Origin of the sequence: Pseudomonas sp. DC1.2, from assembly GCF_034351645.1 — a bacterium.
Classification (GTDB): domain Bacteria; phylum Pseudomonadota; class Gammaproteobacteria; order Pseudomonadales; family Pseudomonadaceae; genus Aquipseudomonas.
Window position 1 is genome coordinate 3,095,670 of record NZ_CP133782.1, and the last position, 12,725, is coordinate 3,108,394.

At 61.3% G+C, this 12,725-nt stretch carries 15 protein-coding genes; 3 read left to right on the top strand and 12 right to left on the bottom strand.

The features are described from left to right. Positions 1 to 4: 4 nt before the first annotated feature. Complete coding sequence (gspG, locus tag RHM68_RS13865) at positions 5 to 463, bottom strand: type II secretion system major pseudopilin GspG (RefSeq protein WP_322215529.1); 459 nt, start codon at positions 461 to 463, stop codon at positions 5 to 7. A gap of 147 nt (positions 464 to 610) precedes the next feature. Here gspG and gspI point away from each other — a divergent pair, with 147 nt between their 5' ends. Next, positions 611 to 991: a type II secretion system minor pseudopilin GspI gene (gspI, locus tag RHM68_RS13870; protein WP_322215532.1), complete on the top strand. Its 381-nt coding sequence runs from the start codon at positions 611 to 613 to the stop codon at positions 989 to 991. A gap of 12 nt (positions 992 to 1,003) precedes the next feature. Here the strand turns inward: gspI and RHM68_RS13875 are convergent, their stop codons facing one another. Further along, positions 1,004 to 1,435 carry a type II secretion system protein N gene (locus RHM68_RS13875; RefSeq protein ID WP_322215534.1) on the bottom strand — a complete coding sequence of 144 codons (432 nt, stop codon included), beginning with the start codon at positions 1,433 to 1,435 and terminating at the stop codon, positions 1,004 to 1,006. Between the two features lie 120 nt (positions 1,436 to 1,555). Here RHM68_RS13875 and gspH point away from each other — a divergent pair, with 120 nt between their 5' ends. Together gspH and RHM68_RS13885 are read left to right on the top strand one after the other, a co-directional pair. Next, a complete protein-coding gene (gene gspH / locus RHM68_RS13880; RefSeq protein ID WP_322215537.1) occupies positions 1,556 to 2,008 on the top strand; it encodes a type II secretion system minor pseudopilin GspH in 453 nt (150 codons plus the stop codon). Then, positions 2,005 to 2,616 (top strand): prepilin-type N-terminal cleavage/methylation domain-containing protein, encoded by a 612-nt coding sequence (locus tag RHM68_RS13885; protein WP_322215540.1) that lies wholly within the window; start codon positions 2,005 to 2,007, stop codon positions 2,614 to 2,616. The genes gspH and RHM68_RS13885 overlap by 4 nt, the downstream gene beginning before the upstream one ends. 14 nt (positions 2,617 to 2,630) lie before the next feature. On the opposite strand, the gene RHM68_RS13890 is transcribed toward RHM68_RS13885, so the two are convergent. The 10 genes from RHM68_RS13890 to RHM68_RS13935 form a co-directional block, all read right to left on the bottom strand. After that, the gene (locus tag RHM68_RS13890; protein WP_322215541.1) at positions 2,631 to 3,623 is read right to left on the bottom strand and encodes a LysR family transcriptional regulator; all 993 of its coding nucleotides are present in this window, start codon (positions 3,621 to 3,623) and stop codon (positions 2,631 to 2,633) included. 84 nt (positions 3,624 to 3,707) lie between these two features. Next, positions 3,708 to 4,640, bottom strand: a complete 933-nt coding sequence (locus RHM68_RS13895) for a peptidylprolyl isomerase (protein ID WP_322215544.1) — start codon at positions 4,638 to 4,640, stop codon at positions 3,708 to 3,710. Continuing rightward, a complete protein-coding gene (locus RHM68_RS13900) occupies positions 4,637 to 5,113 on the bottom strand; it encodes a YbjN domain-containing protein (protein WP_322215546.1) in 477 nt (158 codons plus the stop codon). Before RHM68_RS13900 ends, RHM68_RS13895 begins: the two co-directional genes overlap by 4 nt. Positions 5,114 to 5,130: 17 nt before the next feature. After that, the gene (locus RHM68_RS13905; RefSeq protein WP_322215548.1) at positions 5,131 to 5,760 is read right to left on the bottom strand and encodes a DNA repair protein; all 630 of its coding nucleotides are present in this window, start codon (positions 5,758 to 5,760) and stop codon (positions 5,131 to 5,133) included. A 17-nt stretch (positions 5,761 to 5,777) separates the two neighbouring features. Next, on the bottom strand, positions 5,778 to 7,472 hold the full coding sequence (locus RHM68_RS13910) for a putative porin (RefSeq protein ID WP_322215551.1): 1,695 nt from the start codon (positions 7,470 to 7,472) through the stop codon (positions 5,778 to 5,780). 40 nt (positions 7,473 to 7,512) lie between these two features. After that, the gene (locus RHM68_RS13915) at positions 7,513 to 8,217 is read right to left on the bottom strand and encodes an energy transducer TonB (protein WP_322215553.1); all 705 of its coding nucleotides are present in this window, start codon (positions 8,215 to 8,217) and stop codon (positions 7,513 to 7,515) included. 2 nt (positions 8,218 to 8,219) lie between these two features. Further along, positions 8,220 to 8,645: a biopolymer transporter ExbD gene (locus RHM68_RS13920; protein ID WP_322215555.1), complete on the bottom strand. Its 426-nt coding sequence runs from the start codon at positions 8,643 to 8,645 to the stop codon at positions 8,220 to 8,222. 11 nt (positions 8,646 to 8,656) lie between these two features. Then, positions 8,657 to 10,456 (bottom strand): DUF2341 domain-containing protein, encoded by a 1,800-nt coding sequence (locus RHM68_RS13925; protein WP_322215557.1) that lies wholly within the window; start codon positions 10,454 to 10,456, stop codon positions 8,657 to 8,659. A 13-nt stretch (positions 10,457 to 10,469) separates the two neighbouring features. Then, positions 10,470 to 12,056, bottom strand: coding sequence for a ShlB/FhaC/HecB family hemolysin secretion/activation protein (locus RHM68_RS13930; protein ID WP_322215559.1), 1,587 nt, complete (start codon positions 12,054 to 12,056; stop codon positions 10,470 to 10,472). Between the two features lie 53 nt (positions 12,057 to 12,109). Continuing rightward, the gene (locus tag RHM68_RS13935; protein ID WP_416195246.1) at positions 12,110 to 12,712 is read right to left on the bottom strand and encodes a transposase; all 603 of its coding nucleotides are present in this window, start codon (positions 12,710 to 12,712) and stop codon (positions 12,110 to 12,112) included. Positions 12,713 to 12,725 lie beyond the last annotated feature (13 nt).

The window sequence follows — 12,725 nt, forward strand, 5'->3', positions numbered from 1 at the left end:
TGCCTTACAACTGCCAGGAGCCGATATCGGCATTCACACCGTCGCCGTCAGGCTGACCGTCAGCGCCCAGCGAGAAGATATCGACTTCACCGTTAGCCCCCGGATTCAGGTAGTGGTAAGGACGGCCCCACGGATCATTGGGCAGGCGCTCCAGGTACGAACGCCAGTTGCTGTTCTTGGCATCCGCCGGGCGTTCCACCAACACTTTCAAACCTTGGGTCATGCTCGGGTAAGTGCCGTGGTCCAGGCGATACAGCTTCAAGGCCTGCATCAACCCGGCGATATCCTGTTTGGCGGCCGTGGCCCTGGCCTGGTCAGGACGGTCCAGCACCTTGGGCACGACCATCGCTGCCAGAATCCCCAGGATGACCACCACCACCATGATCTCGATCAGGGTGAATCCCTTCTGTCCACGGGGCAGGCGTGGCGTGCGGGGGTGCAATTTGAAGTGCGCGATATCCATCTCGACATTCCCTGGCTTGATTCGATTCGACGCGCAGTGTTGCAAGAAGATATGTCAGTGACGTTGAAAATCCTCGGGAGCTTTGGTCGTCAATCGGTCAAGCGCGGGGGCTAACGTCAGTGGCTGTTCAGCCGGTTCGAGTGCCTGATGCCACACCCTCCGCGACAAGCCGGTTTTACCCTGATTGAAGTGCTCGTGGCGCTGGCGATTATTGCCGTGGCGATGTCGGCGGCAGTGCGGGTGGCAGGGTTGATGACCCAGAGCAATGGCCTGCTACGCGATCGGTCGATTGCGCTACTGGCGGCACAGAGTCGGCTCGCCGAGTTGCGCCTCGAACCCAGACTGACGCTGGGACAACGAACCATCGAGTGTGATCAGGGACGGTTGTTGCTGCGCTGTGAACAGGCCGTTGCCTACGCGCAAAATGGCCGGTTATTGCGGGTCGGGGTGCAAGTGTTCGACCGTAGCCACGAGGCGCCGCCCCTGGCCCGGCTCGATACTTTGCTGAGTCGGCCGGTGCCGAAGTGACCTGCGGTTGATCTACTCGCGCGTCAGAATCGGCAAACCCGCTGCCTCCGGCAGTTTATCGAGCAGCACGCGGGTTCGCTGTGTACCCCGTTCGATGACGACCGCATCACCTTCAATGGCGACCACCGTCACCCGAGGGCTAACCCGTTCTCCGAGTAAAAAGCTGCGGGGAGCGCCCCCATTGAGGCTAAGGATTGCCACCGCGCCACGACTGCCGGCCATCACGCCACTGACTTTGATCTCGACCGGCGCCGGCTGATTGGAAAACCACTGCAATGCCGGGTTGTCGCTATGGGCGGCGCTCAGTGACGGCGATAGGTCCGGGTTGCGTGACTCAGCGGACATCAGCAGCAACGATGACCAGGTGGCGATGCCGGCCAGTGCCGCCAGCAAGGCGATTGACTGGACCCACTGCGGTGCGGTGAACCGCTCGATAAATGACATGGGTTGAAGCTCCTTTTAGTCCCTGCCCCCGAGCTTACAGCGCAATTCTCACGTTTTTATTTCACACGCTCATCATCTTCACCGTGCAGGATAAAAACACTGCAAAGGAGCGCACCGTAAATGAAGGGCTTCAAACAAGATGGCTTTACGCTGATTGAGTTGATGGTGGTATTGGTGATCATCGGCATCGCCAGCGCGGCGGTCAGCCTGAGCATCAAACCGGACCCGTTGCACCTGCTGCGCAAAGACGCCGAGCGTGTTGCGCAATTGCTGCAAGTGGCGCAAGCCGAAGCCCGGGCCGATGGCCGGCCGATTACCTGGCGGGCAGATGCCAAGGGCTTTCGCTTCAGCCGCCGCGATGACCTTGGCACAGGCGTCGACCACTTCAACAACGACCCACAACTGCGGCCACGCACCTGGCAAACCCCGGCGTTGGAGGTGCGACTGCAACCCCGGCAAACACTGGTGTTGAACGCCGAATGGGTCAATCCGCCCGTGCAACTGCAACTCTCGGACGGAATCAACAGCATCGCCGTGCAACGCAACGCCGCCGGCCAGGTCAGCGTGAAATGAAGCGCCAGCAAGGGTTTACCCTGATCGAAGTGATGGTCGCGATCATGCTCATGGCCATCGTCAGTGTCATTGCCTGGCGCGGACTGGACAGCGTCACCCGTGCCGATGCGCATTTACAGGCCAGTACCGAGCAAACCGAAGCGTTACTGCGCACGCTCAATCAACTGGAGCGCGATGTGGCGATGCGCGCCAGTATTGAGTTGTCGGAGCCGGCGAAACCTGGCGTCGACGATGACCCGCCCCCCACGGCACCGGCGGCCTTGACGGTAAGAAGTACGGACGGCAAAGGCTTTCGCCTGGACGTGATCCGCTCCGCCGCCGATGGCCACGGCGGGCTGCAACGAGTGCGTTGGTGGCTCAAGGGCGACGCCCTTTACCGCGCGGTCGCCGAGGCTCGCAGTCAATACCCGCTGCCAGCACCGATGGAGGGCGTGGCCGTGCTCACCCAGGTCAGCGCAGCGACGTTGCGGGTCTGGGAGACGGACAAGGGCTGGCGCTCGTTGAGTGGTAATCGCCAGGAAAACCCCTTGGGTATCGAGATCAGTGTGACCCGGCAAACACCGCAAGGGCCCGAGAAGTATCGGCAGGTGATGGGCCCGCTGGACTGACCGAACCCCACCAATCACGCGCCGGCTGACGACTCAAACCATTCCCGCCGCTCGTCAAAAGTGTTGCGGATCAGTTGCGCAATCACCTGCACCTGCGCCGAATCCACGGACTGAGCATTGACCGCAAGCCACACCTGACGCCGCATGGGCTCGCGGAACACCCCTGGCAACGCGATGAGTCCGCGGTCATAGCGGCTGATGTAGCCGGGCAGCAGACCGATGCAAGCGCTGCAACGGATCATTTCCAGCATCAGCTCATAGGATTGCAACTGCACCACCCCGGCCAGCCGCTGCTCCACCAGGCTGTTCCACGGCCGCAAGCTATCGATCTGGCGATCATGCTGCCACTGCACCAACATGAAGTCCGCCAAGTCATCAACGCTCGCAGGCCGGGCCGTGACCCGTGAATAACGTTTGGCGATGTGCGGCAGGTAGTCCAGGCGAGCCAGGCATTGCGGCTCGCTGGTGGCGAAAGTTGGCCCGGGGTGAGGTGAATGATCGGTGCCCAGCCAGACCACCACGTCGGCGCTGACGGCTTGCAACGACAGCGCGCTGTCCAGGGAAATGATCTCCAGGCGCACACTGGCGTTGCGGCGCAGCAACGAGATCAGGTCCCGCCCAAGGATGTCATGCAGGATCGACTCGGCCACCGCCACGCGGATCATCGGTTGTTCGAGCACGGGTAACTGATGGTCGTAGGCCAGGGCGATCAACTGCGCGTGCAACTGCTGCCCTTCACGGCTGAGGCTCAGGACGCTGCCCTGGAAGCTGAACAGTGAGCGTTGCAAACGCTCTTCGAGTTGCGCCAGTTGCTTGCGCAACACGGTTGACCGAACGTTGAGGCTGCGCGCGGCCTGCATGAAGCAGCCACATCGGGCACTGACCATAAAATACTGCGCAACCTCGGCCTCGATCTCTATCGCCTGCTTCAGCCAGGCTTCGCTGGTCATCGGCGACGAGCGGTAATCGGTAACACCCTGGCGTCCTGTGGATTCTATAAATGACATCGATGACTCCCTGTCGATCTTTGTTTGGTTTGAAACGTGCGCGGCTTCGACTGACCCGGAGCAATCCCCTGGGGGAGCAGCCGGCTAAGGTTTTTCCTCCAGCACTTTGTTCAACTGCGCACCGTCAATGCTCAGCGTCGCCGTATTGAGCATGCCGTCCAGGTACGCTTTGGCGATCTGTTCCTGACGCTGGGCACGCAAAGCCTGGGTCAAGCGCTCGCGCAGTTCATCCAGGGTCGCGACGCGGGCCGGTTGTTGCTCGGTCAGCTTGATCACATGGAAACCCGCCGCACTCTGCACCGGGTCCGAGACCGCGCCGACTTTGAGTCGCGACACCGCGCCACGTACCTCGGGCACCAGTTGCTGTAACGGTTTCAGGCCGGTGTCACTGACGCCAACCGGTGAATACTGGCTCGCCAACGCGGCAAACTCTGCCGGCGCGGCCTGGGCTTTCTTGCTCAGTTCCAATGCCTGCTTGCGCACGTTTTCAAGGCTCTGCGAATCGGCCACAGCGAGGAAAATCTGACTGACGCGGTACATCGGCGGCGTCACCCAACCCGACTTGCCCGCCTCATACGCCTGCTGCAACTCGCTGGCGCTGGGGTAGTCGGCCGGCACTTGGCTGACCGACTGCAAGTAGTCCCGAAAGACAATCTGCTCGGTGGCCGCGCGGGTTTGCGCCTCCACCTCCGGACGCTGCCGCCAGCCTTGGGCGTCGGCCTGTTCAAGCACCGCTTTTTGCGCCAGGCGCGAACGAATCCAGCTTTCCAGCGCCGCGCGATTGCCGCGCAGTTGCTCTGCAACGTCCGGCGCAACAGTGGCGAGCAAGTCGCTCAACTCGTGCGCAGTGACCTGTTGCTTGCCCAGCCGCGCCACTGCTGGCCCGTTCACACTCACTGTCGATGGCACCGGCTGCTGAGCTGCCACCGGGTCATTGCCCGGCCGGAGCCACAACGCAACAGCCACCCCTAACACGGCAAATGCTGCCACGCTCACCACTGCCCCTGGCTTTTTCACAGCGCTGCGACCTCTTGCGCCGCCTCGACGGTTTCAGCCTGAGCCTGCAACTGCGCAGCGTTCTGACTGTACTCGCGCAGGTAAACGATGAACTCCTGAAGCAGCCGATCCCACAATTCCAACTGGCCCTTGAGGTGTTCTTCACTTACCCCGGCGGCCACTACTACGTCCATTTCCATCACCAGAAACTCACCCTGCACCGACAACCGGGCAAACCGCCGCGAAGCGTTCCACAGTTCCGCCAGGCCGGCCGGCAATGCGCCCTGCACGCGCAAGGCGCAACTGAATGTGAAATCGACGTACCCGCCCTGCTCCGGCGCCGGGTTGCCGAAACGCACCGCATAACCGATGCCCTGGCTGGCGCTGAGTAATTGCACGATGCCGTTCTGCTCGGTCTGATTGACCCGGTAACCGGCGGCTTGCAGCACGTCAGTCAGGGAATCGGGCGCTACGTGGCTGATCAATTGAGTCATAAGGTTGTTCCTTGTACTTAGTGAGCGAGCGCCGCCTGGGGCGTGTCGTATTGCGTTTTGTAGAGTTCATCGCCCATGCCTTGGGCCAGCTCTTCGAACTTGACCCTGGCTGAACCGGCAAACGGTTGGCGAATCTTCATCACGTCGCCGACGTCGATTTTCTCGTAGGCCGCAAGAATCTCCTTGGCCACGCCGTACATCTGCTGATTCTTGGCTGAACATTGCTGCAAGTGTGTGTCACGTTCGGCCAACTGCGCCTGAAGCGTTGACCGCTCGGCCTCTTTGGCCCGGGCCATGACTAACAACTCCTCGTAAGCTTTCTTGAACTTGCCGACTTGTTCACTGCTGGCCGCCGCTTGCGCCTGAGCCTGGTTTTGCAGACGGTCGTGCTGTCCGGCCAATTGCTCGGCCACGCCACGCGCCTTGGCCAGTTCGGCGTTCAGTTGTTGGATCTGCGCCTGGGCGGCCTTCGCTTCACCTTGCGCGGCCAATTGCGCGGCGCTGGCCTGCGCTTGCTGACTTTGCAACGCTTGTAACTGCTGGGTGGTGGTGCGCAACTGGGTGCGCAAGCGCTCTTCCATGCCTTCGGCGCTCGCCCCCTGCGCGATCAGCAGCCCCAGCGTTAGCAGCAAAATGGGTGGTTTCATCAAGCTCTCCCGGCGCCCTAGAAGCGCGTATTGATTTCAAGCTGCAAGACATCGACATCGAACGGCGCACCGTACACGGCCTCGGAACTCAACCAGCGACCGGTGGCGTAAACATTCTTCGCCAGCCCGTAGTTGCCGCCCAGGACATAGCCCTTGGCATTGGTGCCGCCCAAGTGGAAGGAAGAATCGTTGAAGCCATCCGGCAAAGCGTCGGGCTGGATGTATTTGTAGCCAGCGAAGAGGTTCCAGTCGCCCTGCTTCTTCAGCTCCAGCGCACTGCCCAGGGTGAACTGCACCATCCAGGCATTGGCGCCGCTTTGCACATTGCCGCTGCTGTCGAGGTTGTTGACGAGCTGCCCCGCCGAGCGTTTGCGCATGTCGTTTTCGTCGTAGCCCAGGTTGTGGATGTAGTTGCCCTGGCTGCGCAGTTTGAAGTCTTGCGGCAGGTCGGCGTCCCACATCAGGTTCAGGTCCAGCAGGTTGAACTGCGAGGCCAGGCCGACAAATTGCGGCTGCGGCGTGGCGGCCGGGTTCAGCGGGTTCGGCGCGATGTCGCGCAGCAGGAATACCGAGTTGCCCTTCTGCATGAACGCCGAACGCGTGCCGTCGGTGTCGCAACCCGGCGCACCCGCCCAGGGTTCGCAGGGGCTGGAGCGTTGGCCCTGGATGTCGTCAAAACGGTAATACGCCAGCGCACCCTTGAGGCGGTTGTTGCTGTTGATCGCCCAATTGGCGCCGACCTGCGCGCCGTACAGCCACTTGTTGGCGCTGCTTTCCTTATCAAAACCATTGCTGGTGGTGGTGTCGTTGCTGTAGTCAACCGGAAACGCGCCAACCGTGCCAAACATCCCCCAGTCACGGGTGAACGGATGGTCGAAAATCGCCGCCACGCCGTCAAAGTTCAGGTCGTTGGAATACAGCATGTCGGTGGACATGAACGGGTTAGCAAATCGCCCGCCGGTCAGGGTCAACTGCTCGGACGGCTTCCAGGCCAGGTAACCCTGATCGAGCCAGATTTCTTTTTTGGCGAACCCGCCACCCAGGGTCTGAGTGGTGGACACCGGATTGTTGTCCGAGCCGGTGCCAATGCGGATGCCAGCGGTCCACTGCGGCGCGACCAACGCGGTCATGCCCAGCCGGGCCCTCAGGCGCATTTGGTTAGAGCGGTCTTCACGGGTGTTGAGTAACGGCGGCAGGCTGGTGCTGCTGTTGGGGTTCACGTCATACGGGCCGTTGTTGTTGAGCTTGGAGAAGTCGACGATTTCGTTGCTGTTGGTGCCCGAGTAGTAACGCGACTCATCCCGCAGGCGAATGTCGCCGTCAAAGCTGATGCGCGATACCCACTCCGGAAAGGTATTGGGCTGTGCCCAATTTTCCTGTTTGGCGGTGGCCATTACCTCCGCCTTGACCTGATCGCGGATCTGATCGCGAACGGCCGTCGGCACGTATTGCACCCGCACGTCGCCGGGCGCGGTGGCGGGCCCCGAGGCCACCGCTGCCGTGGCCGTTTGACGGGCTTGCAGCGCTTCTTTTTCCGCTTGGGCAATCAGGCCTTCGGCCTGGTCCTGTTTCAAAACACCCTGCTGTACCAGCAAGCGGATCAGATTGATTGTGGCGTTTTCCGAGGGCGCAGGGGCTGCCGCCGCATGCCCGACCAGGGTCGCAATGACCATGCCGACCGCCAGGGACAATCGATTCACGTTGGAAATCATCTGCACACAACTCCTTTTGGCAAAGCTGAAAAATGTTTGATTAACCCGGACGCCGCCCTTGCAGGGACAGGCGCACGGGTAACGTCATGGAGGCCGGTGGCCGTTCACTCAGGTGTGGCGCGGCGCGCAGTGCGGCGAGCACCTGTGCGTCGACGTCGGGGTTAGCGCTAGACTTCACCAGCTCGACACGGGTGATCTCTCCGACGCTGCTCAGCCACACGTCGGCTTGCAGCGAGAAGGCCTGGTTGCGCAGGTCCGGGTTCTCTCGCAGCAAGCGCTGAAAGGTGAACGCCAGAAACTGGCTGTAGGTGCCATTGCCCAACCGCCCACCGCCGGCCCCTGCCATGCCGCCGCCCTTGCCAGCACCGATGTTGAAAGCGTCGTTGCCGGACTGGGCAGCGCCGTCCATTTGCATCGGGTTAGCCAAGTCGTCGGCCGGTGATGGCGGCGCCTCTTCTTCAGGCTTGACCTCTTGCGGCTCCGGCGTCGGCTCGGGCTCGACCATCTTTTCTTCGACCGGCGTCTGCGGCTCTGGCGGTTTTTCCGGCGGCGGAGGGGGCGGTGGCGGTAACGCAATGATGGTCGGCACTTTCGGGGCTTCGCGGCGGATGCCACTCATGTCGTTGGCCCACTGCCAGAGCAACCATGCGGCCACGGCCCCGAGCAGCAAACCGGCGCCCCACTTGACGAAGCGCGCAGGGGACTTTTTCACGGGCGAAGGGCTGATAGGGCGTTGTGCGGTCATGGTCAGCCCTTACTCGGCTTGCCGGTGACAAGGCCGACCTGGGACAGCTCCAGACGCCGCAACAGGTCCAGCACCTCAATCACTTTCTGGTACTGCACCGTGGCGTCGCCGCGCACGATCACCGGAAAATCCGGGCTCTGCGCCTTCTCAATGCGCAGGCGATCGTCCAGTTCGGCCAGGGTCACCGGGTACGCGTCGAGGAACACCTGGCCGACGTCATTGATCGAAATCGCCTTGGTTTTGGCTGCGGACAGCGACACCGAGGCGCTGGCCTTGGGCAAGTTGATCTGGATGCCCGAAACCTGGGCGGTGGCGGTAAGAATAAACATCACCAACACCACCATCAGCACATCCACCAGAGGCGTGATGTTGATGCTGTCCACCGGTGCGTCATCTTCATCGTCATGCGCGGCATTCACGGAAGCCATGTCAGTGCTCCTCAGGCCGGTACGGACGTGTTGGTGTGGTTGCCACGGCGATGCGCCGTCTCACTGAACTGACTTTCGCCGTGCATCTCCGCCAGACGAGTAATGAACTCATCGACGAAGACCCGCATGTCAGCGCTGATCTCTTTGTTGCGGGTGATCAGCCGGTTGTAGCCAAACAGCGCCGGGATCGCGACGAACAAGCCCATGGCCGTGGCCAGCAACGCGGCGGCCATGCCCGGCGCGATGGCGTTGATGTTGACGTCACCGGCCATGGCGGTGCCGAGGAACACCACCATGATCCCCAGCACCGTGCCGAGCAGCCCGATGTAAGGCCCGCCGGCAATCGCGTTGGACAGGGTCGAGAGTTTCGAACTGAGCGCCTGATTCTCGCGGGTGCGTACACCGTCCATGGAGCAGCGGATGGCTTCGATGGTCGCCGCCGACACCGACGACGTATCGGCACCCTGTTCGCGACGAGTGCGAATTTCTTTGACCGCCACCTGGTACAACCGCCACAGGGACGAGTGCTGCAAACGTTGAGCGAGGTCTTGATCGTCGGCGAACATTTCCAGGCGCGTGCCGACCTTGGCGAACTGCTCGCGGAAACCTTCGTTGGCCGCAGAGACCCGGCTGACCATGCGATTTTTTCGAATCATGATGACCCACGACTGGAACATCATCAGCACCAGCACGGCGATGATCACCCAGGCATCCACCGGCACCGCATTGAGCAGGAAGCCCAAGCTGCCAAAGCCAAAGCCCGACTGTTGTTCATCGACGCCGTAAGCTACCAGCTTCGATTCGGCACCTTGTGCATTGGCGTCAGCCAGAAGCAGTGCGGCCGGTCGAGCGACTTTGGACAGCCGCAACTCGTCGATAGCCCCGCTAAACGGCAGGTAAGCGCTGGGAGCCAAGTCTGCACCGATGGCCATGACCGAATTGAACGCCGGCATTGCCACGCCGAGGCTCGCCGTCTCGCGACCATTGACGTACAGCACAACCTGGCTGCCTTCGGCGGTCAGCGCCAGATGCTGCCATTGGCCAGGATTCAGCGCTTGCGTGGACACGGCGCGCTGACCATCGATCTCTACGAACGGCATCCCCTGATTCAAGCCAAGCAACAGGCTGTTCTGGCCTTCACGCCGCGCAAGCAGCAGTTGCTCGCCATTGGCCTGATCCAGACGCAGCCAGGCACTTAAGGTGAACGCACTGCCGGCGTTGTGTTGCAACGAAGGACTGGCCGGCAGGAGCAGCGGCTGACCACTGAACTGCAACGCCCGCCCGATCACGCCGTCGATGCTCGCCCCGGTAGCGCTCTGGGCCGTGTTGCCATAGGCCGATGTGTCTTTGACCGGTGTGCCGTTGGCGCCGTCGAAGTGATAGAGCGCGGTGTAATTCGGGTCGAAGGTCAACTGACCATTGCCGGTGGCCGGCGCTTTCGGGTTGCCGTAATACATCCAGATGTCCTGCCGCTGCCCCCCTTCGACTTTCGGCACATCGACCCAGATCAGCGCCATCCCCATCAACGGGTCAAAGCTTTCGAGTTGGTGGTTGAGCACGGTTTTGTCATCGGCGGCGACAAAGCGCAGGTCTGCGCCGTCGTCCTTGACGCCGTCAAAGGTGAAGTTGCCGGTGTGCAGGCGCACCAGCAGCGCCGTGCGGCCCAACGCTTGGTTGATCGCCGCGCCCTGAGGCGTGGTGTCCACGGAAATCTGCTTGCGGTAATGCCAGTCGTCCTGCCACCAGGCCTGGGCCGTGGCCGGGAGCACGAAGCCCAGGCAGATCAAAAAAGCGATGAGTAGGCGCTGCATGAAAATGCTCCTGTTAGAAAGTGGCCTGAAGGTTGAAATGCAGGCGCGAATCATGTTTTTGAGTGTTCGGCCCGTCGAGCAGTGGATAGCCCCAATCGAGGCTGCTGGACAGCCATTTGCTCAGGCTCGCGCGGGTGCCGAGGCCGACGCTGGCCAGGGCGTAATCGGCGTCCTGATCGGGCAGTTCGTCACGCAGGGACAACTGGGCGCCTTCGGCGAAGGCATAGAGGCGCCACTCCTGAACGTAAGCGCCCAAGTACTTGGCGAGGGACGGCGTGCGCAGCTCTTGGCTGAGCAGGACGCCGTTGTCGCCGGTGCGCTCGGCGGCCAGGTAGCCTCGCACCGACGTCGCGCCGCCGGCTGAGAATTGCTCGTTCGACACCAACGGGCCGGATGCCAACTGGAACGCGGCTTTGCTCGCGCTCTGCCAATCATTAGCAAAGGTGTAGGTGTAATTGGTGTCGCCTTTGAGCACCGCAAAGCTGGGGCTCGCGCGGTAGCGTTTGTAGTCAAATTCTTTGTCTGAGCTGCTATAACCGAACAGGCTGCGGGTGCCCGCCACCAAGCTCAAACCGAGACCCAACTGGCTGTTTTGGCTGTAGCGAAAACCGTTGTAGGCGAAGGTAAACGGCGCGTACTTGAGCGGCACCTTGTCGCTTTCGCCGCCGAGGGTCAGTTGCTCGTCGAAATCCTTGAAGTCGACACCAGCCGACAGCGAGTTGGCCCAGGCGCCGCTCGACGGCAGCGTGTAAATCGCCGATACGCCGTAAGAATGCCCTTTGCCCAGGACGTTGCTGCCGCCGAGGGTGGCGACGTTGCTGTCGGACTGATAACCAGCGAACTGCACGCTCCAGCGCTCACTCAACGGCGCGGTGTAGGAGCCGGACCAGACCTTTGCGTTGCTGGTGTCTTGCGGTGCAGTGAAGAAGGTCAGCGAAAGGCTGTGGCCGAGTTGCCAAAGGTTGTTGTAGCCCACGCTGGTGACCGTGCGCAGCGTCTCGGTGTCGGCGCTGTAGTCGTTGTTCAAACCGACGCTGGCCTGCCAAGGGCTCTGGTCCTCGACCTGCAAGTCCACGTCCATGGTGCCGGGACGCTGACCTTCGCGCACCAGCGGCATCACCTGGCGACCCGGGGTCTTGTTCAGTTGCGCCAGTTCGCCCTGAACCTTACTGAAGTCAGGCACCTCGCCTTCTTTCAGCGCCGGCACGTCCTCACGGATATCCAGCGGTGAATAGTGTTTGGCCCCGACGACACGAACCCGGCCAACCTTGGTTTCGCTGACGTGCAAATAGACGATGCCGTCCTCGACTTTTTGCTCAGGCAACTCGACGAACACCGACTGATAACCATGAGTTTGATAGGCTTTTTGTAAGGCTTCACGGGCACCTTCGATGTCCGTCAGCGCTTTTTGCGGCCCCAGAAACGGATAAACCGCCTCTTCAATGGCCTGGGCATCGAGCACGGTATTGCCGCGCACGAAATACTCGTTCACATCGACCCGTTTGCCTGGCACGGCGTCGTCGGCAACGGCTGGTTGCACACCCGACATCACCAGCAGCCAGCCGCACAACACCCGCCGCGTCTTGAAAAGATGCTCCACACCACCCCCTGAATTTGTAATGACCGTCGCTGTTTGCGTAGCGTCTGCACGTCTCAATTGCTGGCTGTCGATGTCGCGGCATGTTTGCCCAGCCAGGTGTGCAACAGCGCAAAGTTCAAGGAGAACTCAGGCATTTGCAGCAAGGCACCGCAGAACACTTCGCCAATGATTTTCTGAATCAGTTGCACCGCCCGCGGATTATTCAGCAGGGTCGCGATGTCGCGGCTCAGGACGTTGAAGCTCCAGACCTTTTGATTAAGGTCCAGGCCGACGAACCAGCGGAACAGCAGGTTGTAATTGAGTTGCTCGTAGAGTTGCTGCTCGCTGGGCACTGAATAGAGCAGCTGCAACAGCAGGATGTGCATAACCGTTTGCGGGGCAATCAGCATGCCGGGCTCGGCATTTAGGCCGTGCAGGACGTCGCGATACTCGTCAAGCAGGTCATCGATTTGTGGGCGCAACATCACCAGTGAATGCCCCGAAGGAATGTAGCTGGAGACTTCTTTCAAGGCGCCCTGCCAGTCGTCCTGAGACACGATCCAGACCCACGGCGCACCGTAGCGATACACCGAAACCGGCTTCTTACGCGCGGCTTCGACGATTTTCGACAGGCGCTGATCGAGCTCCTGCATACCCACTTTCGAATAGCGTTCCATAGTCCCCATTGCC